The sequence below is a fragment of the Chryseobacterium salivictor genome, assembly GCF_004359195.1.
Classification (GTDB): domain Bacteria; phylum Bacteroidota; class Bacteroidia; order Flavobacteriales; family Weeksellaceae; genus Kaistella; species Kaistella salivictor.
This window is the reverse complement of record NZ_CP037954.1, coordinates 1,290,963-1,314,233: the sequence shown is the minus strand read 5'-3', so window position 1 is coordinate 1,314,233 and position 23,271 is coordinate 1,290,963. Positions and strand designations below refer to the sequence as shown.

The window sequence follows — 23,271 nt, the reverse complement described above, 5'->3', positions numbered from 1 at the left end:
TTTTTTATAATTGTAAAATAATTTTAACCTTGATCTAGACTTGCGCTAAAATATTCTCTGTTCATTCTGGCGATTACTTCTAAAGAAATTCCTTTCGGACATTCTACTTCACAAGCGCCTGTATTTGAACAGTTTCCGAACCCTTCTTCATCCATGGCTTTCACCATATTCAGCACTCTTCTTTTGGCCTCTACTCTACCTTGCGGCAGTAAAGCGAACTGAGAAACCTTAGCTCCCACAAACAGTGACGCGGCACCATTTTTACAAGTTGCAACACAAGCTCCACAACCGATACAGGCTGCTGCATCCATCGCATTATCTGCATCTTCTTTCGGTACCAAAATAGCGTTTGCATCAAGTGTGTTTCCGGAAGTGTTTACAGAAATAAAACCTCCCGCTGCCATCACCCTATCAAAAGCACTTCTGTCTACTACCAAATCTTTAATAATTGGGAAAGCGGCACTTCTCCACGGTTCGATATGAATTGTTTCGCCGTCTTTGAACATTCTCATGTGCAGCTGGCATGTGGTAATTCCCGTATCCGGTCCGTGTGGACGGCCATTGATGTACAATGAACACATTCCGCAGATCCCTTCTCTACAGTCGTGGTCAAATGCGATTGCCTCTTGCCCTTCGTTGATTAGGTTTTCGTTGAGCATATCCAACATTTCCAGAAATGACGAATCCGTAGAAACGTCGGAAATCTTATAAGTCTCAAACTGTCCTTTTGTTTTATTATTTTTCTGTCTCCAAATTTTCAGAGTCAGGTTTAATCCTTTTTGTGCACTCATATTCTTAACTTTTTTGGAGATTATTTATAACTTCTTGTTTTAACTTCGATATTTTCATAAATCAGATCCTCCTTATGCATGGTTTCCTGATTGATATCGTCTCCCTGATATTCCCATGCCGCCACATATTTGAAGTTTTCATCATCTCTCTCGGCCTCACCTTCCGGTGTTGCATGATCCCAACGGAAATGTCCGCCACAAGATTCTTCTCTTGCCAAAGCATCTTTCGCCATTAACTGACCCAACTCCAGGAAATCTGCAACTCTGAAAGCTTTTTCAAGTTCCATGTTCATTCCGTTTGCATCACCCGGAACTCTTACATCTGCCCAGAATTCCTTTCTTACTTCCTCGATTTCTTTAATCGCTTCCTGTAAACCTTCAGGAGTTCTTCCCATTCCAACTTTATTCCACATGATGTGGCCTAGTTTTTTATGGAAATAATCTACACTGTGTTTACCGTTATTGGTCATAAAGAAGTTCACTTTATCTTTAATCTCTTTTTCAGCAGCATCAAAAGCCGGACTGTTTGTTGGAATCTCTCCGGTTCTGATATCTGCAGAAAGATAATCTGCAATCGTATATGGAAGAACGAAATAACCGTCTGCCAAACCTTGCATCAAAGCGGAAGCCCCAAGTCTGTTTGCACCGTGATCAGAGAAGTTGGCCTCACCGATTACGAAACATCCCGGGATTGTAGACTGTAAATTGTAATCTACCCAAACACCACCCATTGTATAGTGAACTGCCGGATAAATCTTCATCGGAGTTACATAAGGATTGTCTGCGGTAATCTTTTCGTACATCACGAAAAGGTTACCATATTTCTCTTCAATCCATGCTTTTCCTAAATCATAAATCTGCTGATCGGTAGGATTATGAATATTTTTTTCGATAGCAGCTTCTTTACCTTTCTTCTGAATTTCAGTAGAAAAATCTAAATATACTCCTTCATGCGTGTCATTATTTTCAATTCCGTAACCGGCGTCACATCTTTCTTTCGCTGCTCTGGATGCAACATCTCTCGGAACTAAATTTCCAAAAGCAGGATATCTTCTTTCTAAATAATAATCACGGTTTTCCTGAGCAATATTTTCCGGTCTTAGTTTACCCTCACGGATTGCTACGGCATCTTCTATATTTTTCGGAACCCAGATTCTTCCGGAGTTTCTTAATGATTCTGACATTAAAGTCAGTTTAGACTGCGCCGTTCCATGTACCGGAATACAGGTTGGGTGAATCTGTACATAACAAGGATTGGCGAAATACGCTCCTTTTTTATGAATTTTCCAGGCGGCAGAAACATTAGATCCCATCGCGTTGGTAGAAAGGAAATATACGTTGCCATAACCACCGGAAGCGATTACTACTGCATGAGCAGAATGTCTTTCTATTTCTCCGGTCACTAAATTTCTGGCGATAATTCCTCTTGCTTTTCCATCAACGATTACTAAATCAAGCATTTCGTGACGGTTATACATTTTGATTCTTCCTTTACCGATTTGTCGGCTCACGGCTGAATATGCTCCTAATAATAACTGCTGTCCGGTTTGCCCTTTAGCATAAAACGTTCTTTTTACCTGAACTCCACCGAAAGAACGGTTGTCTAGCTGACCGCCATATTCTCTTCCGAAAGGAACACCTTGTGCAACACACTGGTCGATGATGCTTGCAGAAACTTCTGCAAGTCTGTAAACGTTTGCTTCTCTTGAACGGTAATCACCTCCTTTAATAGTATCGTAAAACAATCTGTAAGTAGAGTCCCCGTCACCTTGATAATTTTTCGCAGCATTGATACCTCCTTGCGCAGCAATTGAATGTGCTCTTCTTGGCGAATCCTGATAGCAAAATGCTTTTACGTTATATCCCTGTTCTGCTAATGTAGCTGCGGCCGAACCACCTGCCAAACCTGTTCCTACAACGATGATATCAATTTTATCACGGTTGTTTGGCGAAACCAAGTTCATATGATCTTTATGATTTTTCCATTTGTCCGCTAGTGGACCTGCCGGAATTTTTGAATCTAATTTGCTCATTTTTAGAAATTTTAAATTTTAGATTTTAAATTTTAATGTCGATATAAAATTTAAAATTTATTGAGTTACGTAATGAAAAACGGCCACTAAAATAAAACCAGCAGGAATAAGGATAGAATACCAGGTTCCTACCGCCTTAATCATCGGTGTATATTTCGGATGTCTTGCACCGATCGACTGGAAAGACGATTGGAATCCGTGTGCTAAATGCAGTCCTAATAATACAAAAGCAACAACATAGAAAATTACTCTTCCGACATTCCCAAACTGTGCATGCAGTTCCGGCCAATACCTTGCTTCATCTCTAACACTTCCTACAACATATTTGTAGTCCATTTCATGCCACCAAAAATCATACATGTGTAATCCTAAAAACGCCAAAACCACAACTCCGGAAAGCAGCATGTTGCGAGACATCCAGGTAGAATTAGAAGAACGATTGTTCATTCTGTACTTTATTGGTCTTGAATTATTGTTTTTAATTTCAAGAATAAAGCCCATTGCAAAGTGAAAAATTACTGCGAAACCAAGAATTGGTTGCATCAAAAACTGAATAAAAGGGTTGTAACCCATAAATTCCGATGCGGAATTGAATGCATCTTTACTAATAACGGATAGTAAATTGACCGAGAGATGCATAATTAGGAAAATGAGCAAAAACATTGCAGATAATGCCATTGCGTACTTTCTTCCAATAGAAGAACTAGTTAATCCTGCCATAATTAATGTTTAAATTTGAATTCTTACAAAGTTAGAAAAATGCTGAGTGTATTTCACGTGAGAAATGTCAGAAAATTTTAGTTTGTAATCTTTCTAAATAAGATGATCTATCCGCACTTTAAAATCACTGCCGGGCGACTTCGTGCTTTTGTTTTTGAAATTCAGCTGATGAAATATTTCTCGGTATAAAAACTACCGAATAATTCTTTGTCCTTCTGGAAGTTAAATAAGGTTCGATAATATATTGCTTGATTTTTTCCTGATCAGCATTTTCTGAACTGTAAAAAACCACTGAATTCCGTTCTTTTACCGATATAACTTTTTCTTTAAAAAACTGATGAACCAAAACCTCATCTGATTTCTCAGCTTTGTAATTCAGCATTGCACGAAGGGAAACAAAAACCAATGCAAAATAAATAACCATCGAAACATTTTTAATGGTCAACTTTTGAATAGAAAAGCGCAGGAAATAAAAGAGCAAGTATAAAAGCAACACTTCCAACAAAGTTAAAGGAATCATCCTGTGCATCAAAGAATCCGCATCGCCAAAAAAGTGAATCCCCTTTAAAGTAAATGTAATCAATTCATCATACATAGAATTGAGCCAACTGAAATCAATAGATAAGGAAATCAGAATAACCATTAATAATGAAAAGACAATCACAATTTCCGCAAACGGAATAATTACCAGGTTCGCAACAATTGAAACCGCAGAATATTGATGAAAATAATAAATCACCAGCGGAACTGTCCCAAGCTGGGCAGACAAACTGATGGACAAAATATTTAACATAAAATTCTGAAACTTATTTCTGGCCTTCGGTAAATATTTCAAAATAGGCTGATTAAACCAATAAATCCCGAAAACAGCTGCGAAACTCAGTTGAAAACCGACTTCAAAAAGTTGATTGGAATTCAGCAATAAAATCACAAACCCCGCAAGCGCCATCGAATGCAGCAAATCGGTTTTCCGTTGCAATAATATAAAGGTGTAATAAACAGAAATCATCACGCAACTTCTGACCACAGAATTCCCGAAATCAATAAAAATGGCAAACGACCAAATTAAAATTAGCGCAAGCAAAATTTTAGGTCTCCGATATTTCGGTGGAAAAATAAAATTCAAAATGAGCAGAATCACTCCAAAAATAATCGCCATGTGCGTTCCCGAAATCGCCAGAATATGCATCGTTCCCGAATCCCTGAAATCACGAACAGTTTCCTGATCCATTTCTGTACGGTCAGCCAGAATTATTCCTTTGGCAAATTCACGGCTGCGTTTCTTTATAGCTGTCTGATCAATTTTTGCTAAAGTTTCTAGCCGCCGCTGTTTAATTTTCTCAGCAAACAAAAGATCTTCCCGTTGTGCAAACTTGAAGGAATTAGGCAGATAACTTTGAAAGTAAATTCCTTTTCGGGAAAGGTATTTCCCATAATCGAACTGAAAATCATTGTACGGTTTTTCGATTTGATTGATGTAAACCTCTCCTTTATAATAATGTTTAAAATCTAAATCTTTTTCGGTTTTTGGGAAGGACAGGACACTTTTAAAATGAGCTTCATCTTTCCAGGCATCAATTTCGTAACGACGGTTTTTCTCATTGGAATTGAGTTTCTTGATGATTTTAAAAGTAATGGTTTCCTTACTTTTCAATACCGGAAGTTCAGGCTTTTGGGAATGGTGAAAATGCATAAAAATGCCAATTGTAAATGCCAAAAAACCAAACAGTACGGGACGAATTTTATAGAAGTAGAAATTTTTAACCGCAACCAAAGAAACACTTAAAGCACTCGAAATCAGCAAAATATAAATCGAAACATCAGATAACAAAAAATAATCCTGAAAAAAGATCCCAAGTACAAAACAGACAAAGAGAATAAATAAAGGTTCTTTATGCAATTTATTTTTTTGTAAAATTATCAACTTCCGATGATAATATCACGGGTAAAATCACCCTTTTACAATAATATCCGCAGCCTCATCACTTGCACCTTTCCCTCCCAACTTTTCCCTAAGCTGCTGGTAATTGTTTAAGATTTTTTCTCTCTGTTCTCCATTCAATATCGCGGATAGTTCTTTAACTAAATTCTTCGTGTTTAATCCACTTTGAATAAGTTCCGTAACAATTTCCTTATCCATAATTAAATTGACCAGAGAAATATATTTGATATTTTTAACCACGCGTTTTCCGATCTCATAAGAAACAGTACTGCTGCGGTAACAAACCACTTCCGGAATATTGAGCAAAGCCGTTTCTAAAGTTGCCGTTCCCGATGTCACCAAAGCCGCTTTTGAACATCTTAAAAGATCGTAAGTTTTGTTGGAAACGAAATGAACATTTTCATCAACATATTTCTGGTAAAATGATTTTGGTAAACTTGGCGCTCCGGCAATTACAAACTGATAATCCTTAAAATGCGGCCGTACAGAAAGCATTAATTCAAGCATTTTGGTAACTTCCTGCTCACGTGAACCTGGCAAAAGTGCGATGATTTCTTTTTCGTTTAAATGATTGTCTTTTTTAAATTGGCTGACATTGATTTTCGGCAAATCGGAAATCGCATCCAATAAAGGATGTCCAACGAAATGTGCATCAATATTATGTTTTTTATAGAATTCTTTTTCAAACGGAAGAATAACCAACATTTCGTCCACGAACTTTTTGATTTTTTCTACACGGCCTTCTTTCCAAGCCCAAAGCTGCGGAGAAATATAATAAATAACTTGTATTCCAGATTTTTTTGCGAATTCGGCAATTCTTAAATTAAAACCAGGATAATCAACCAAAATCAAAACATCAGGTTGAAACTGGTTAATATCTTCTTTGCAGATTTTAATGTTTTTCAGAATCGTCCGCAAATTTTTGGCAACTTCCAAGAAACCCATAAATGCCAGATCTTTGTAGTGTTTTATGGGCGAAAACCCTGCGACGTTGGCCATCAAATCGCCGCCCCAAAAACGAAATTCCGCTTGGGAATCTTTTTTAAGAATCGATTTCATTAAATTGGAAGCATGCAAATCTCCGGATGCTTCGCCAGCGATGATATAATATTTCATAAATGTTTAAAGATGGTTGATAGATGTCATTTTAAAAAATCAGATTTTCAGGATTCTGATGCGCTTCCCAAACTCCTAAAATCAAAATAACATCTTGGTGAATCTCGTAAATTAATAAGCAATATCTCACCACAGAAGTCCGTATATTTTTTACTGAAGTTTTTCTTCCGATAAAAGGATTTTGAGTTTCGCTTTTTCATCCAACAATATATTCAGCTTTTTAGTGTATAACGTTGATTTATTCCTGTTATTCCAATAAGAAAAAACAGCTTTCTTATCTGCCAAAGATTCTGTTGACCAAATAACTACTCTTGTTCTTTGAACCATTTCATCATTTCTTTCCTGGCTTCTTCTGCGGTAAAGTATTCCCCTCTTTCGTATTGTTCTCTTGCTCCCTTTATCTTCAATAGCTGCTCTTCAGAAAAAACATAAACATCTTCCTCCAAAAGTTTTTCAATCTTTTCTAAAGTTGTTTTATCAGAAAAATCGATCTTTTTTTAATGATTTTTTTGCGTTCAAGTATTGTCATCATTTTTAAGTTTTAAAAATTTTTAACCTAAATTTGTTCCTTCAAAGATAATAAAATTTATGCCTATCAATGATGGATGAAATAAAAAACAAAATTGCAGAAAGCGGACTGGTCAACTTCGATCTCTCGCAACTGGTACCCAAAGGCAAACGGATCGGCATCGATCTGAAGGATTATCTTTTCCAGGAATTGATTTTAAAAGAAAAAGATTTCCGTGAAAAAATAGCAAACATTAACGTCGAAGAATATAAAGATTGCTACATCTATATTTATAATTCTGCAGATGCGATTGTCCCGCTGTGGGCTTATTTTCTGCTCACGGCAAAATTAACAGAAACCGCAAAGAAAATCGTTTTCGGAAACAGAGAAGATCTGGAAGTTTTATTAATGCACAATGCCATTCAAACTTATGACTTTACTGAACTGACCGGTAAAAGAGTTTTGGTAAAAGGTTGCAGTGATCAGTCGATTCCAGAAAATGCCTATATCGAATTGGTTGAACAACTAAAACCTCTTGTAAAATCTTTAATGTTTGGCGAAGCCTGCTCGAACGTTCCTATTTTTAAAAATTAAACTTTAATATTTCTTAAGTTTTAGAAAAATAATAGGGACTAATTTTTGATACCTTTAATTATTAATAATTTCTAAAACCACACGAATATGAGTTTAATTGACCTTATCACAGGAAACGCAGGAAATCAGGTTGCGGCAGATGCTGAAAACAAATTTGGAATCAGCAAAAACCAAATTATCGCTTTATTAGCAGTCGCTGCACCACTGGTAATTTCTTATCTGAGAAAAAAATCTCAGGACAGTCCGCAGGAAGCAGAAGAACTGAATAATGCACTGGACAAAGATCATGACGGAAGTATTTTAAACGATCCTTCTCAGGCAGCAGCACGACAACAGGAAGGAGATTCAATTCTCGACCACGTTTTCGGCAGCCAAAAGGCAGATGTTGAAAACCAACTTTCTCAGAAAACAGGAATTTCAGTGGATAAAATCGGACCAATTTTAGCAATGCTGGCGCCTGTAATTATGGGATTTATCGGCAAAGAAAAGCAAGAAACCGGCATAAATTCGGGCGGCGGTCTAGGAGATCTGCTGGGTGGAATTTTAGGCAGCGCGACCAGTCAGGTTCAGCAACAACAAGCTCAAGGAAACTCCAGTCCTTTAACTGAAATTCTAGGCAGTGTTCTTGGCGGTGCAAATCAAGGTTCCGGTGGTGGCCTCGGTGATATTTTGCGAAGTGTTCTTGGCGATGATCAACAATCAGAAGGCGGATTAGGTGGACTTTTAGGAAGTTTATTTGACAGAAAATAATATTACCAACATTACAATATAAAAAACCGAAGAATGTTCTTCGGTTTTTTTATATTCAATTTGGTTTGTTGTTCTTTTTAACTTAACCTCTTATTTTTCTGCTTTAGGTTTTGCTGCAGCTTTTGGCTTCACTTCCTTTTCCGGTTTCTCAACCTGATCCACCGTTGCGAGCATTGGCTTTGATTCTTTTCGAGGTCTTTTTTTACCATAACTGCCCGCTACAATTTTTCCTCTTTTCGATTTTTGATCTCCTTTTCCCATAATAAATAATTTGTTTTTTAATGTTGATATTCACAAAGTTAAGTAATATTTAAATAAACTAATTCTTAAAAAATCATAAAGTTTCCGGTGTTTACTTCTTACCTGTGCTTAAACCGAATTCAGCAACAGACGTCATCTTTTTATTACGAATTGTCTGTGTACAAATCCTAAGAGCATTATTACTGCAGCAACAACAATAAACAATCACTTCTTACAATCGTCCAAAAAACTTATCTTTGCCACTGAAATTTTAGACTAAATCTACATTTCAATTTTAACTTCTAATATCTGAAAAACTATGTTTCGAACGCACACCAACGGAGAATTAACTTTACAAAATCTTGATCAAAACGTCACCCTATCCGGATGGGTTCAAACCATTCGTGACAAAGGTTTTATGATGTGGATTGATTTACGCGACCGTTACGGAATTACGCAGTTGGTATTTGATGCAGACCGTTCTTCCGCAGAATTATTAGAAAACGCTCATCAACTCGGCCGGGAATTCGTGATTCAAATCGAAGGAAAAGTAATCGAAAGAATCAGTAAAAACCCGAAAATCCCAACGGGAGAAATCGAAATTTTAGTTGAGAGATTAACGATCTTAAATGAATCAGAAACGCCACCTTTCACTATCGAAGACCAAACGGATGGCGGCGAAGAACTTCGCATGAAATACAGATATTTGGATATCCGCAGAAATCCGGTGAAAGACAAATTGATTTTCCGTCACAAAATGGCGCAGAAAGTAAGAAATTATCTTTCAGAACAGGATTTTATTGAAGTTGAAACGCCAGTTCTCATTAAATCAACTCCTGAAGGGGCAAGAGATTTCGTGGTTCCAAGCAGAATGAATCCGGGACAGTTTTATGCATTACCACAATCGCCACAAACGTTCAAACAATTATTGATGATTGGTGGAATGGACCGTTATTTCCAAATTGTAAAATGTTTCCGCGATGAAGATTTAAGAGCCGACAGACAACCGGAATTCACCCAAATCGATTGTGAAATGGCATTTGTAGAACAGGAAGATGTGCTGGAAATTTTCGAAGGAATGACCGCAACTTTACTGAAAGATATCGCCGGAAAAGAATTCGGTAAATTCCCGAGAATGACTTTCGCAGATGCGATGCAAAAATACGGAAACGACAAGCCGGACATCCGTTTCGGAATGGAATTCGTCGAAGTGCACGAATTGGTAAAAGGAAAAGATTTCAAAATTTTTGACGACGCAGAATTGGTTGTCGGAATCAATGTTGAAGGTTGCGCAGATTACACCAGAAAACAAATCGATGAACTGATCGATTGGGTAAAACGCCCGCAAATTGGCGCAAACGGCATGATTTGGATTAAATTTCAAAATGATGGTGTTGTCACTTCTTCTGTAAATAAATTTTACAACGAAGAGGATTTAAAGAAAATCACAGAAAAATTCGGGGCAAAAGCGGGAGATTTAATTTTCCTGATGTCCGGAAACGAAAATAAAGTAAGAACCCAACTGTCCGCCCTCAGAATGGAATTGGGGAACAGATTGGGATTAAGAAATCCGAAAGAATTTGCCCCACTTTGGGTGATCGATTTCCCACTTTTGGAATGGGACGAAGAAAGCGGAAGATATCACGCAATGCACCATCCTTTCACTTCACCGAAACCGGAAGATGTACATTTATTGGAAACCGATCCGGGAAAAGCCAGAGCGAATGCTTACGATTTAATTCTTAATGGAAATGAAATCGGCGGTGGTTCTGTGAGAATTTTCGATAAAGATTTACAGGCGAAAATGTTTAATCTTTTAGGTTTCACAAAAGAAGATGCAGAAACACAGTTCGGGTTTCTGATGAACGCTTTCCAATATGGTGCACCGCCACATGCTGGTCTGGCATTAGGTTTCGACCGTTTGGTTGCGATTCTCGACGGAAATGAAGTGATCCGGGATTATATCGCCTTCCCGAAAAATAACTCGGGACGTGATGTGATGATTGATGCGCCGAGTGCGATTGCGGATGAGCAGTTGGATGAGTTGGAATTGAAATTGAATTTAAAAGCATAAAGATTCTCAAAATCAATATAAAAAGTCTCATTGTTTTCATAAACGGTGAGATTTTTTTTAATGAATGCAACGCTATGAAGTTCTCCGTTAATTTACTATTTTTACCATAACACAAATTTTGATTTATGGAAAAAGCTTTACAAATACTTCAACAATATTTTGGCTACGACAATTTCCGACTCGAACAAGCAAGTGCAGTTGAAAACGTAATTGCAAAAAAAGATACATTTGTCTTGATGCCGACTGGCGGTGGAAAATCTTTGTGCTACCAAGTTCCAGCGCTGGTTTTGGACGGAACAGCAATTGTAATTTCGCCCTTAATCGCTTTGATGAAAGACCAGGTTGATACTTTGCGTACGAATGGAATCCCTGCAGCTTTCCTCAATTCTTCGATGAATCCTTTGGAGCAGAATCAAACTTTTCATCAATTAAAAGAAGGAAAACTCAAACTTCTGTATGTTGCGCCCGAAAAACTGAGTGCAGATAACGGTTCGTTTTTAAACTTGCTGTCGGACCTCCACATTTCCTTATTTGCGGTAGATGAAGCGCATTGTGTTTCACATTGGGGACATGATTTCCGTCCGGATTATTTATTTTTAAATGGATTAAAAAGGCAGTTTCCACAAACACCAATTATTGCATTAACGGCAAGTGCCGATGAAATTACGAGGCAGGACATTATTAAACAGCTTAATCTCTGAGAACCGGCTGTTTTGATTTCATCTTTTGACAGAGCCAATATTAAATATTTTGTGCAGCCGAAACAGTCCGTTCTCAATCACATTGTTCAATATCTTAATGAACATCCGAATGATTCGGGAATTATCTACTGTTTGTCCCGGAAAGGAACGGAAGACATGGCAAATAACCTCAAAGAAAATGGCATCAATGCAGCGTTTTATCACGCAGGAATTTCTTCCTCAGAACGCGCGCAGGTTCAGGATGATTTCATCAAGGATAAAATCAGAGTAATGGTTGCTACCATTGCGTTTGGAATGGGAATCGATAAGAGTAATGTCCGTTTTGTAATGCATGCAGATCTTCCCAAAAATATAGAAAGTTACTACCAGGAAACGGGAAGAGCCGGAAGAGATGGATTGCCGAGTGAAGCGATTTTATTTTACTCCAATGCGGATGTAATGAAGCTGAAGAAATTTGCAATGATCGAAGGTAACGAGGAGCAATCTACTTTGATGTTGAAAAAATTGCAACAAATGACCGACTTTGCCGAGATGCAAAGATGCAGACGACAATATCTGATGGAATATTTTGGAGAATCACATCCCGGAAACTGTAATTCCTGCGACTATTGTCTCAGCGATTTTGAAAATTGGGACGCCACTATTGATGCCCAAAAATTACTGAGTGCCATTTTCCGTTTGAAAGAACGTTACGGAAAAAATTTAATTATTGATTTTCTCCGCGGATCAAAAGGAGCGAAAATTACGGATTACATGCGTGGTTTACCAACTTATGGAATCGGCAGAAACACTGAAAAAACATATTGGCAACAATTAACAAAACAATTACTGCTCAATGGTTTTTTACAGGAATCGAACGAAGAATTCCCTGTTTTAAAACTGACAGAAAAAAGTAAAGAAGTTTTATTTAACCGGAAAAAAGTCAACCTTCAAAAAGTAAGAGCGTTCGCCAAAGCAGTGACTGTAGCAGAAACAGAAATCTCATATCCGAAAAATGAAGTAGAAGAACATCCGGAATTATTTAATGAATTAAGAGTTTTAAGAAGACAGCAAGCCGAGCAAGAAAATGTACCTCCTTATGTTATCTTTTCTGATGCCACGCTGCTCGAATTAGCAAGTTATCTTCCCCATACCAAAGAAGAACTTAGCCAGATCAGTGGTTTCGGAGCCTTTAAAATTGAAAAATACGGGGAAATATTTTTAGATTTAATCTCAGAATACTGCAGCAAAAATAATCTGACCAGTAAGATCTCCGAAAAAAAGCCGAAGAAACAAAGTACGCCGAAAAAAGAAAATCAATACCAAGCCGGAACTTATACCACAACTTTTCAGATGTACAAAGCGGCCAACAGTATAGAAGATATTGCAAAAAACAGAAATTTGTCTTTGAATACGATTCAAAATCACCTAGCCAATTTTGTGGAGGTGGGCACCATTAAAGCTAGCGAACTGATGGATATCAATAAAATAGATCCGATTATTTCTTTTGCTAAAACGCAGACTATTCCATCTTTAAAAGCAATAAAAGAAGAACTGGGCGAAGAGTTTTCTTATTTTGAAATTCATGTAGCACTTGCTTTTTATAAAAGGAAGGAAAAAGAAAACAGCACAAATCAAAAGTAATCAGGTCTAATAACCGAAACCGAAAATATATTTTAGTGAAAATAAAAGAAGCGGAAAAATTAATTTCTGCTTCTTTGATAATATGTTTTGCACTATCAAAATTAGCGCATAAAATCAGAACTTTTTCTATAAATATTTGTCTTCATCACTATTTCGCACGAAGCCTTTCTTTAATTTTCCCAATATTTTCTTTGGCAGAATCTTCTAAAATCAAAGAAGCACTCATCAATATTCTTTCCGGCATTAATTGGTCAAAATGTTCGGTTCCTTCCCACGAAACTTTTTTAATTAAAGCCAAAGCATCTGAACTTCTTGAAGATAATTTTTCCATGAACGCATTAATTTTCTCATCCATTTTCTCAATATTTTCTGATACCGAATGATAAACATCGTGCTTTTCACACCAGTCGGCGCTTCGGAAATCTGCATCAACCGACATCGCTGAATAGGCTGATTTTCCAATTTTTCTTTCTACGAAAGGCCCGATCACAAACGGTCCAATTCCCAAATTCAATTCCGTTAAAGCCATTGCAGAATCTTTGGTAGCGAAACAATAATCTGCGGCACAGGCGATTCCCACGCCGCCTCCGGTAGTTTTTCCCTGAACTCTTACGATGACTAATTTTCCGCAATTTCGCATGGCATTCAAAACTTTAGCAAATCCACCGAAAAATATTTTTGATTTTTCCAGTTCTTCAATTTCCAGTAATTCATCGAAACTTGCTCCGGCACAAAAGGCTTTTTCACCTTTCGATTTTAAAAGGATTGCTTTTACATTTTGATCTTTGCCGCTTTCTAAAATCGTTTTTGCGAGTTTTTCTAAAATCTCTCCCGGCAAAGAATTGCTTTTTGGTGTACCGAAGGTGATTTCGGCGATGTTGTTTTTTATTTCCTGGGTTACAAATCCGTTGTTCATTATGCTTTATTTAAGGCGATTAAATATTTATCGATGTATAATTGTTTCTCTTTGCTTTTGTATTGCTGAATATATCTGGGATGTTCCAGCACCGTCATTTTATCAAAAAAATGTTCCTGACTGTTGATTTTATCAATAAAAGTAGCATTCTTTTTTCCTAAAATAAAGACCTCTGAAGTGTCTAAACCCAGACTGATATGATCCTTTAAACTTTGAATCATAAAAGGTTTTACAGCTTTGAATAGATTTTTGTCGTCGTAATAATTGGCGTTTAAATTACCTCTAACCGTATTTCTGACAATCGCTAAAGGGAAAGGCGAGTTGATATAAAACTCTTTATAAAACTGTTCCGGACCTCCAAACTGTCCGATCACGTCATATAGGAAAACAGAGGAAATCTCATGCGTATGAGCCGATTTCATTTCGATTCCGCAAACGGTTTCCAATCTTTTGGTGTCGGTAAATGGAACGCCGGTAACTCCTGCTCCGTGGCGGCTGGGATTTATTCCGATTATGAATTTCCTCTGGTTATGGTCATTGTAAAATTTCTGATAAAATTCGGTCATCACCGTTAAAGTTTCGGGATTATCGAAGAACGGATTGAGCACGTGGAAGCCTTCAGGAAGATCGCCTGAATAATGCAACTGCCTGTTGAATGCCACAACTTGTTCTCCGATGGTTTTTTTCAAAATAGTACCTTTAGTTTAATGGTCATTAGATAGCGTTCCTCCGGAACGCAAATTCATTATTTTTAATTCAATGCTACAGAGATAATATTCCTTTGGAACATTTACACCATTAATAAATGTGTTTTAAATCATCCCTTCAATACATCAACTGCTTCTTTTCTTTCTTATTCCAGCCAGCCTCACAAAAAATATTTTCAAATCTGCCTGACTTTCATAATCAACGAAATAAATCTTCTTATCTGCCTGACCCGAATATTTAACAAAGAACCATTTCCCTTCATTTCCGTCTGCTTGACTTTGATAATCTACTTTATAAACATTCAAATCTGCCTGGCTTTCATATTTCACCACAAAAACTTCACATCGGCTTGACTTTGATACTCAACATAGAAAACTTTCTGCGCAGAAAACTGCAAGGCAAAAAAGACACCAAAAAAGAAGGCTAAAGATTTTCTTATGGCAATTAACTGGTAAAAAGTCCAAATTGTTCAAAGTGATGGGTCACATGCTTTTGATGAAATAATTCCATCATCTCTTTATTTAATTTTCCGAAAACAAAATGTAAATGTTCAGCTTCCGGATTTTCACGGTAATAAATCTGATAATTCTTTACCGATTCTATAAAATGAGTTTTGGCTTCATCCAGGTTTTTATATTTTAATTCGGGTAGTTTTCCCTCTTCTAAAAAAGGGGCGGGAAAATCTTTCGGCATTTTTCTGAAATTATAAAGTGAATCCTGATATTTTTCTAAATGTTCTTCCGGTGTTTTACATTCCGAAGTTTCCAATTCTCCAGTGCTGTATTTCATGGTGGTTTCTAAATGTTCCAACATTTGTTGTGCATTCATTTTTCCCCAAATCGGCGCAGATTGCTCATTTAAATTGTTTAATCTTTTCGCAAAATCTTTATAGTCAATTTTTATGAAAGGAGATTTTTTTGCTACCAAAGTCAAGATTGTGGCGACGCAAACAGTTTCTTCGCGCTGATTAACCACTTCCACCAACCACTTTACAACGCCACTCGGAATATTTCTTCCTTTCACGCCTTTGTTGATTTTCTCTTTTGCCGTTAAATAAACTGTGATTGTGTCTCCGGCGTAAACGGGTTTAAAGAAATTTGCATTTTCTAAACCATAATTGGCAATGACCGGACCTTTTTTCCCTGAAACAAATAATCCTGCTGCCGCGGAAAGAATAAAATATCCATGCGCAACCGTTTGATCGAAAATGGTTCCGTTCAGAGAAGTTGAATCGGTGTGAGCATAGAAATGATCCCAAGAAACATTGGAAAAATTAACGATATCGGCTTCCGTTACAGTTCTTCCGGCTGTTTCCAATGAATCACCAACTTCTACTTCTTCGAAATATTTTCTGAATGGATGTTTGTCTGAAAAATGTTGAGTTGCCCCTTGCTGATAAATTTTGGTAATTGCCGTCAAAATATCCGGAGAACCCTGAATCGCTGTTTTCTGAAGAAAGAAATGAAGGCCGTTCAATCCGCCCATTTCTTCTCCACCGCCTGCTCTTCCGGGACCGCCGTGCATTAAGGTTGGCAAAGGCGAACCGTGACCGGTCGATTCTTTGGCATTATCTCTGTTTAACACGAAAATTCTTCCATGAGAGGAAGCCATTTTCCAGGAGGTTTCTGCAACGAATTTTTCATCGTGAGAAATAATGGAACCTACCAAACTTCCTTTTCCCCGTTTTGCCAAAGCGGCGGCTTCTTCTGCATCTTTGTACGGCATAATCGTTGAAACCGGACCGAAAGCTTCTACTTCGTGGGAAGAATTCTTTTGAAAAGGCTTGTCATTGTAGAATACTTTAGGAGTCACAAAGGCACCTTTTTCATAATCTGCATCTATCAATTCCTGTTTCCCATCGTAAATCAATTCTGTTTCGGCTTTAAGCAGTTCTATTTTTTCTTCCAAAACGGCCATTTCTTTTTTACCAACGATGGAACCCATTCTGGTTTCACGGCTTAAAGGATTTCCAATTTTGGTTTGATCTAAAGCTTTGGACAGAGCATTCTGAACATCACCCACTAAATTTTCGGGGACAATAATTCTTCGGATTGCCGTACATTTCTGTCCTGCTTTGGTCGTCATTTCTGTCCGAACTTCTTTGATGAACAGATCAAATTCCGGTGTTCCGGGTTTTGCATCGAGACCGAGGATTGAACAGTTTAAAGAATCTGCTTCCATATTGAAACGGACCGCATTTCTAGAAATGGATGGTAAAGATTTTAATTTTTTTCCGGTCGAAGCTGAACCTGTAAAAAGCACAGAATCGCCATCCTGAACATAATCAAGAATGTTTCCCGGTTCTCCACAAACTAACTGAATTGCACCTTCGGGAAGGAAACCGCTTTCGATCATATCCTGAAAAACCGCGTTGGTTAAATAGGAACCTGGTGTTGCAGGTTTTACAATACTTGGAACTCCCGCTAATAGAGAAGTTGATAGTTTTTCTAACATTCCCCAAACAGGGAAGTTGTACGCATTAATCTGAACGGAAACGCCTTCGCTTGGCGTCAAAATATGCGTCCCAATAAAAGTTCCGTTAGCAGAAAGTTTCTGCGTATCGCCATCAACCCAAAATGGAGTGTTGGGTAACATTCTTTTTGCAAGTCCTGAATAAGTGAAGAATGTTCCGAAACCTCCTTCGATATCCACCCAGGAATCGGCGTGAGTTGCACCAGTTTTATAAGATAAATCGTAATATTTTTTCTTTCTTTCTAATAAATAAAGAGCCACTTTCTTCAACATTTCACCTCGATCGTAGAAGGTCATGGAAGAAAGATTTTGGTAACCTACAGTTCTTCCGTAATCTAAGGCTTGTTCAAAATTGATTCCTTCGGTATCTGAAATCGCGACCAATTCGCCATTTACGGCGTTATATAATGGTATTTCATTTCCTGATCCTTCGATCCATTGTCCGTTGATGTAATTTTTTAATTTCATTTTTGAGTAGGTGTGGATTTTTTTAAACTTTTGAAGAGCATTTTAATTAGGAGATAACATACAAAGAATATCAATGCAATATCGATGGTAAAAACAAGTGATGGAAAAACATCACTGAAAATTTGTTTTTGCTCTAATGACTTTAAGACTTCTTTATTTTCGGTATTTTTGATTGCTTTTGCGATCCCGATTCCTTCCTGAATAACGTAAAATGCAACCGCATTCAAAGCAATTAGAATTAAAAATGCGGCAATTATTATTTTTTTATTTTTGGGATTCATTATCAGTACTACTATTTATTTGGGATGAAGTGGAGTTGCGAAATTAAGATTTTTGATATGATTTTTTTCAAACATTAAGGTATTAAGAGGGCTAAAGCCCGTTCCTATTGAATTAAAAAACAGATGCTTTTCCGTGGGTTAAGATACAGAAATTTTCAATTTTGCTAAAATTTTGTTTTAGTTACGAATCTGCGCCCCGGATGGAACGGTATGTTTGAGCTCTTTTTCTTAGGCATGGATAAAGCTTGGGCAAGAAAAAAGCGAGTAGTGACAGCCGGAAATGTGCGCCCAAGTACTTCAAAAAAAATCCCTCTCAAAATAAATTGAAAGGGAAATTTGTAATATCATTTAAGATTATCTTGCGTTCATATCAACGTAATCACGTTTTGGCGCTCCCTGATAAACCTGTCTTGGACGTCCGATTGGATCGTTGTGCAAACGCATTTCTTTCCACTGAGAAATCCAGCCTGGTAATCGCCCTAACGCGAACATTACGGTGAACATTTCGGTTGGGATTCCTAAAGCGCGGTAAATAATTCCTGAATAGAAATCTACATTTGGATATAATTTTCTGCTTACGAAATAGTCGTCTTCCAAAGCTACTCTTTCTAACTGACGTGCAATATCTAAAGCTTTGTCCTGAATTCCTAATGAATTCAAAATATCATCTGCTGCTTTTTTGATGATGGTTGCTCTTGGATCGAAGTTTTTGTAAACTCTGTGTCCGAAGCCCATTAGACGGAAATCATCGTCTTTATTTTTAGCTTTTTCCACATATTTTGCAACATTTCCTCCATCCTGTTCAATCATTTCCAACATTTCGATCACTGCCTGGTTTGCCCCACCGTGAAGTGGTCCCCAAAGTGCAGAAATACCTGCTGAAACGGACGCGAATAATCCTGTGTGAGCTGAACCAACCATTCTTACCGTTGATGTAGAACAGTTTTGTTCGTGATCTGCGTGAAGCATTAATAATTTATCTAAAGCTCCAACAACGACAGGATCCAGTTCAAATTCCTGGTTTGGACGACGGAAACACATTTTGTAGAAATTCTCCACATAGTTTAGACTGTCATCTCCGTGATTGATCGGAAGTCCCATTTTTTTACGGTACGTCCACGCACAAAGGTGAGAGAATTTGGCGATCAACATTTCTGCGGCGTGGTCCATTTCTTCTTTTGACCGTACGTCTACCGCTTTTGGATTAAATGCAGTAAGCGCAGAAGTTAATGAAGATAAAACTCCCATTGGATGGGCAGAACGAGGGAAAACATCGATCAGTCTTTTCATTTCGTCCGCCACGAAATTGTATTTTTTAATTCCTTTTTCGAAACCTGCGAACTGATCTGTTGTTGGTAAATTACCGTTTAACAAAAGATACATTACTTCTGTAAAGTTTGATTTTTCGGCAATTTGCTCGATTGGATATCCTCTGTAATACAGTTCACCCTTGTCACCGTCAAGATAAGTGATGTCGCTTAAAGTAGCTCCTGTGTTCTTATATCCTAAATCTAAAGTAATCAAACCGGTTTGGTCTCTTAGTTTTGATATATCTATTCCTCTATCACCGATAGTGCTTTCTACGATTGGATATTCAAATGCTTTACCATCATAGTTTAATATAACTTTGTTATCTGACATTATAATTTAATTTTTTACTAATTTATAAATATTGGAATAATACCGCAAGTGTTTTTGGCAGTCTTTCCATGAATTTTTTCTATTATCGTGTTATTTTGAATGCGTCAAGTCCCGGGAAATATGCAGTTTCTCCCAAAGCTTCTTCAATACGCAGTAACTGGTTGTATTTCGCCATTCTGTCTGAACGGGAAGCGGAACCGGTTTTGATCTGTCCGCAGTTCATTGCAACGGCTAAATCTGCGATCGTATAATCCTCCGTTTCACCAGATCTGTGAGACATCACGGTTGTATAACGGTTGTGCTGAGCCATTTGAACAGCATCCATCGTTTCTGATAATGTTCCGATTTGGTTTACTTTAACGAGAATTGAATTTGCGATTCCTTCGTTGATTCCTCTTGAAAGTCTTTCAACATTAGTTACAAATAAATCGTCACCAACCAATTGAACCCGGTCACCGATTTTTTCAGTTAACATTTTCCAACCTTCCCAATCGTCTTCGTGCATTCCGTCTTCTATCGAAATAATCGGATATTTCGCTGCCAGGTCTGCTAAGTAATTCACCTGTTCGCTTCTGTTAAAATGCGCAGATTCCGGAGTCTCAAATTTTCTATAATCGTACATTCCGTCTTTATAGAATTCTGACGCAGCACAATCTAAGGCAAACATAATATCATCTCCTACTTTGTAACCTGCTTTTTCAACAGCTTGTGAAAGCGTATCTAAAGCGTCTTCAGTTCCTTTGAATTTCGGTGCAAAACCACCTTCATCACCAACCGCAGTTGACAAACCTCTGTCGTGTAAAATTGATTTTAAACTGTGGAAAATTTCGGTTCCTTTTCTTAGAGAATCAGAAAAAGACTCAGCTTTGACCGGCATGATCATGAATTCCTGAAATGCGATTGGTGCATCAGAATGCGAACCACCATTAATTACGTTCATCATCGGAACAGGAAGTGTATTGGCATTAACTCCGCCAACATATTTATACAAAGGCATTCTCAATTCTGTCGCTGCAGCTTTTGCGGCGGCCAAAGAAACACCTAAAATAGCATTGGCTCCGAGATTACTTTTATTTTTGGTACCGTCTAAGTCGATCATAATCTGATCGATAAAGTTTTGGTCCCACACGGGAAGTCCAACTAATTCCGGCGCGATTACTTCTCTTACATTTTCGATTGCTTTTAAAACACCTTTTCCTAAGAAATCAGAGCCGCCATCACGTAATTCTACGGCTTCATGCTCACCGGTAGATGCTCCGGAAGGAACAGCAGCACGACCCATCGCACCATTCTCTGTGAACACATCAACTTCGATGGTAGGATTTCCTCTGGAATCTAAAATCTGCCTCGCTTCAATGTAAGAAATATAACTCATTGTATGATTTTTTAGTATTATTTAATATGAAGTACAAATTTAGTGAAAATTGAATGATTGTAAGGGTTATATGCGATGATTTTAAATAGGTTTGAGTTAAATTTTAGTTAATTTTAACAGGATATTGATAATTAGAAAACTTATCATTAAATTTGATTTACCACTAAAACTTTAACAATGAAAAAAATATTCATCCTCGCAGCAAGTTCATTGCTTCTTCTCACATTCAGCTGTAAAAAAAACACCGAAGGAAATAAAAGCATTATCAAACAGGAAAACGGGTATTCTGAAGATCTTCCCAAGGACAGCATGACTACTCCCGCAATTACAACCGGTGTAAACACTGATGCACCTGAATACACGGAACGCTATGTAGCAGATGATGGATCATCGGCTTTGGTTACTTTTAAAAACACGCCTAAAGAAAAAACAATCAGCATCCGAAGTAATAATAAGACCATTTCCGCTCCACAAAAAGAGGCTTGGCCAAAAGGAGGCGTTTATGGAAATTTTGATATTACGATTGTGGCTAAAAACGACTCTGTTACTATTACACAGGAAAAAAATGTGATTCATTTGAAGAAAGCGAGAGGACAATAAGAAGAGCCAAGTAAGAAATGTTTAGATTTTACGTTTGATTTCAAAAGTAAATTACAACGATCAAAATAAAAAGTTAAGGCAGATAAAAACAAACCTTAATTCTTAAAATAAAAAATCCGTTCAAATTAAATTGAACGGATTTTTATGTATAAAAAGTCGGGGAATATTATTCTCCCGCTTTTTCTTCTGTAGCGTCAGCAGCTTCTGCAACTGGCTCGTCAGTTTTAACTTCTTTAGCAGGAGTTTCTTTTACTTCCGCAACAGCTTCTGCTGCTTTAGGAGTAGATCTTCTGCTTCTTCTTGTTACTTTTTTCTCTTCAGCGTTCGGGTTGTAAAGTTCGTTGAAATCTACAAGTTCGATCATTGCCATATCGGCAGCATCGCCCTGTCTGAATCCAGTTTTGATGATTCTTGTGTAACCACCGTTTCTTTCTGCGATTTTAGGAGCAATTGTTCTGAATAATTCAGTAACTGCTTCTTTGCTTTGCAGGTAAGAGAAAACTGTTCTTCTGTTGTGTGTTGTATCTTCTTTCGCTTTTGTAAGGATCGGCTCAACATATACTCTTAAAGCTTTCGCTTTAGCAACAGTTGTGTTGATTCTTTTATGCTCAATAAGAGAACAAGCCATATTAGAAAGCAAAGCACTTCTGTGAGAAGCTGTTCTAGATAAGTGATTGAATTTTTTACCGTGTCTCATTGTTTGTTATTTATCAGCGTCTAATTTATATTTAGCAACGTCGAAACCGAAGTTTAGACCTTTTGCATGCACTAATTCTTCTAATTCTGTTAAAGATTTTTTACCGAAATTTCTGAATTTCATCAAATCAGACTTGGTGTAAGAAACCAGTTCTCCTAAAGTTTCCACTTCAGCAGCTTTCAAGCAGTTTAATGCTCTTACCGACAAATCCATATCTACTAATTTCGATTTCAGTAGTTGTCTGGTATGTAAGGTTTCTTCATCGTATTGGATCGACGCTTTTACCGCTTCAGTTTCCAGCGTAATTCTCTCATCGGAGAACAGCATGAAATGATAAATTAATATCTTAGAAGCTTCAGTTAAAGCATTTTGAGGACTGATAGAACCATCAGTTTCAATATCCAAAACGAGTTTTTCGTAGTCTGTTTTTTGCTCGACACGATAGTTTTCAACACTGTACTGTACTTTTTTGATCGGAGTATAGATGGAATCAATAGCAATAGTTCCGATAGGAGCATTGTTTGATTTGTTTTGTTCGGAAGGAACATAACCTCTACCTTTCTCAATATTGAACGTGATTTCAAATTTCACGTCTTTGTTTGTTGAACAGATAACTAAGTCAGGATTCAATACTTCAAAATCTTGCATTGATTTTCCTAAGTCGCCAGCTGTTACAGTAGTTTGCCCAGATACTTTGGCAGTCACTTCTTCTGCAGTTGCAGTCTCAGATTTTGCTCTCAGTCTTAATTGTTTCAGGTTCAGAATAATTTCTGTAACGTCTTCAATTACACCTGGAATTGTTGAAAATTCGTGCTCTACGCCTTCTATTTTGATAGATGAAATAGCATATCCTTCAAGAGAAGAAAGTAAAACTCTTCTCAAAGCATTACCGATGGTAAGTCCAAACCCTTGCTCTAATGGTCTGAATTCAAATTGGCCTTTGAATTCATTGGAGTTAAGGAGGATTACTTTATCGGGTTTAATAAATGTTAAAATTGCCATATAATTTGGGTTGAGCAAA

The 23,271-nt window shown here is 37.4% G+C and carries 21 protein-coding genes and 1 pseudogene; 6 read left to right on the top strand and 16 right to left on the bottom strand.

All coding sequences use genetic code 11. The annotated features are described in order from the left end of the window. Positions 1–23: 23 nt before the first annotated feature. The 6 genes from NBC122_RS06130 to NBC122_RS14350 all read right to left on the bottom strand — a co-directional run bounded on the left by NBC122_RS06130 (position 24) and on the right by NBC122_RS14350 (position 7,048). On the bottom strand, positions 24–791 hold the full coding sequence (locus NBC122_RS06130; RefSeq protein WP_133439539.1) for a succinate dehydrogenase/fumarate reductase iron-sulfur subunit: 768 nt from the start codon (positions 789–791) through the stop codon (positions 24–26). A 20-nt stretch (positions 792–811) separates the two neighbouring features. Then, the gene (locus NBC122_RS06125; RefSeq protein ID WP_133439538.1) at positions 812–2,824 is read right to left on the bottom strand and encodes a fumarate reductase/succinate dehydrogenase flavoprotein subunit; all 2,013 of its coding nucleotides are present in this window, start codon (positions 2,822–2,824) and stop codon (positions 812–814) included. A 57-nt stretch (positions 2,825–2,881) separates the two neighbouring features. After that, positions 2,882–3,544 carry a succinate dehydrogenase cytochrome b subunit gene (locus NBC122_RS06120; protein ID WP_133439537.1) on the bottom strand — a complete coding sequence of 221 codons (663 nt, stop codon included), beginning with the start codon at positions 3,542–3,544 and terminating at the stop codon, positions 2,882–2,884. Between the two features lie 124 nt (positions 3,545–3,668). Further along, entirely contained in the window at positions 3,669–5,318 is a 1,650-nt protein-coding gene (locus NBC122_RS06115) for a ComEC/Rec2 family competence protein (RefSeq protein ID WP_246012480.1), read from the bottom strand. 177 nt (positions 5,319–5,495) lie between these two features. Beyond that, complete coding sequence (gene lpxB / locus NBC122_RS06110) at positions 5,496–6,602, bottom strand: lipid-A-disaccharide synthase (protein WP_133439535.1); 1,107 nt, start codon at positions 6,600–6,602, stop codon at positions 5,496–5,498. A 305-nt stretch (positions 6,603–6,907) separates the two neighbouring features. Beyond that, complete coding sequence (locus NBC122_RS14350; RefSeq protein ID WP_165983197.1) at positions 6,908–7,048, bottom strand: hypothetical protein; 141 nt, start codon at positions 7,046–7,048, stop codon at positions 6,908–6,910. A 155-nt stretch (positions 7,049–7,203) separates the two neighbouring features. On the opposite strand from NBC122_RS14350, the gene NBC122_RS06105 reads away from it, so the two are divergent. Continuing rightward, complete coding sequence (locus NBC122_RS06105; protein ID WP_133441069.1) at positions 7,204–7,704, top strand: DUF2480 family protein; 501 nt, start codon at positions 7,204–7,206, stop codon at positions 7,702–7,704. 87 nt (positions 7,705–7,791) lie between these two features. After that, positions 7,792–8,454, top strand: coding sequence for a DUF937 domain-containing protein (locus NBC122_RS06100; protein WP_133439534.1), 663 nt, complete (start codon positions 7,792–7,794; stop codon positions 8,452–8,454). 90 nt (positions 8,455–8,544) lie between these two features. Here the strand turns inward: NBC122_RS06100 and NBC122_RS06095 are convergent, their stop codons facing one another. Then, a complete protein-coding gene (locus NBC122_RS06095) occupies positions 8,545–8,715 on the bottom strand; it encodes a 30S ribosomal protein THX (RefSeq protein ID WP_133439533.1) in 171 nt (56 codons plus the stop codon). A 298-nt stretch (positions 8,716–9,013) separates the two neighbouring features. Here NBC122_RS06095 and aspS point away from each other — a divergent pair, with 298 nt between their 5' ends. The 3 genes and pseudogenes from aspS to NBC122_RS14545 all read left to right on the top strand — a co-directional run bounded on the left by aspS (position 9,014) and on the right by NBC122_RS14545 (position 13,092). Next, complete coding sequence (gene aspS, locus NBC122_RS06090) at positions 9,014–10,768, top strand: aspartate--tRNA ligase (protein ID WP_133439532.1); 1,755 nt, start codon at positions 9,014–9,016, stop codon at positions 10,766–10,768. 125 nt (positions 10,769–10,893) lie between these two features. Next, a pseudogene (gene recQ, locus NBC122_RS14550) lies at positions 10,894–12,621 on the top strand (DNA helicase RecQ); the annotation flags it as partial. A 180-nt stretch (positions 12,622–12,801) separates the two neighbouring features. Continuing rightward, positions 12,802–13,092 (top strand): helix-turn-helix domain-containing protein, encoded by a 291-nt coding sequence (locus NBC122_RS14545; RefSeq protein ID WP_246012478.1) that lies wholly within the window; start codon positions 12,802–12,804, stop codon positions 13,090–13,092. A gap of 148 nt (positions 13,093–13,240) precedes the next feature. On the opposite strand, the gene NBC122_RS06080 is transcribed toward NBC122_RS14545, so the two are convergent. The 7 genes from NBC122_RS06080 to eno form a co-directional block, all read right to left on the bottom strand. Continuing rightward, positions 13,241–14,008 (bottom strand): enoyl-CoA hydratase/isomerase family protein, encoded by a 768-nt coding sequence (locus NBC122_RS06080; protein ID WP_133439531.1) that lies wholly within the window; start codon positions 14,006–14,008, stop codon positions 13,241–13,243. After that, positions 14,008–14,697 (bottom strand): SMUG2 DNA glycosylase family protein, encoded by a 690-nt coding sequence (locus tag NBC122_RS06075; RefSeq protein WP_133439530.1) that lies wholly within the window; start codon positions 14,695–14,697, stop codon positions 14,008–14,010. Before NBC122_RS06075 ends, NBC122_RS06080 begins: the two co-directional genes overlap by 1 nt. Positions 14,698–14,841: 144 nt before the next feature. After that, positions 14,842–15,045 (bottom strand): DUF6150 family protein, encoded by a 204-nt coding sequence (locus tag NBC122_RS14540; protein ID WP_246012467.1) that lies wholly within the window; start codon positions 15,043–15,045, stop codon positions 14,842–14,844. Between the two features lie 115 nt (positions 15,046–15,160). After that, entirely contained in the window at positions 15,161–17,656 is a 2,496-nt protein-coding gene (gene paaZ, locus NBC122_RS06065) for a phenylacetic acid degradation bifunctional protein PaaZ (protein WP_133439529.1), read from the bottom strand. After that, positions 17,653–17,937, bottom strand: coding sequence for a hypothetical protein (locus NBC122_RS06060; protein WP_133439526.1), 285 nt, complete (start codon positions 17,935–17,937; stop codon positions 17,653–17,655). The genes paaZ and NBC122_RS06060 overlap by 4 nt, the downstream gene beginning before the upstream one ends. A 354-nt stretch (positions 17,938–18,291) precedes the next feature. Further along, positions 18,292–19,578: a citrate synthase gene (locus NBC122_RS06055; protein WP_133439524.1), complete on the bottom strand. Its 1,287-nt coding sequence runs from the start codon at positions 19,576–19,578 to the stop codon at positions 18,292–18,294. Between the two features lie 82 nt (positions 19,579–19,660). Then, the gene (eno, locus tag NBC122_RS06050; RefSeq protein ID WP_133439522.1) at positions 19,661–20,953 is read right to left on the bottom strand and encodes a phosphopyruvate hydratase; all 1,293 of its coding nucleotides are present in this window, start codon (positions 20,951–20,953) and stop codon (positions 19,661–19,663) included. Between the two features lie 177 nt (positions 20,954–21,130). Between eno and NBC122_RS06045 the strand changes: the two genes are divergently transcribed. After that, on the top strand, positions 21,131–21,553 hold the full coding sequence (locus NBC122_RS06045) for a hypothetical protein (protein WP_133439520.1): 423 nt from the start codon (positions 21,131–21,133) through the stop codon (positions 21,551–21,553). 166 nt (positions 21,554–21,719) lie between these two features. Here the strand turns inward: NBC122_RS06045 and rplQ are convergent, their stop codons facing one another. Both rplQ and NBC122_RS06035 read right to left on the bottom strand, forming a co-directional pair. Next, positions 21,720–22,250, bottom strand: coding sequence for a 50S ribosomal protein L17 (rplQ, locus tag NBC122_RS06040; RefSeq protein WP_133439518.1), 531 nt, complete (start codon positions 22,248–22,250; stop codon positions 21,720–21,722). Positions 22,251–22,256: 6 nt separating this feature from the next. Then, positions 22,257–23,252 (bottom strand): DNA-directed RNA polymerase subunit alpha, encoded by a 996-nt coding sequence (locus NBC122_RS06035; RefSeq protein WP_133439516.1) that lies wholly within the window; start codon positions 23,250–23,252, stop codon positions 22,257–22,259. Positions 23,253–23,271: the final 19 nt, after the last annotated feature.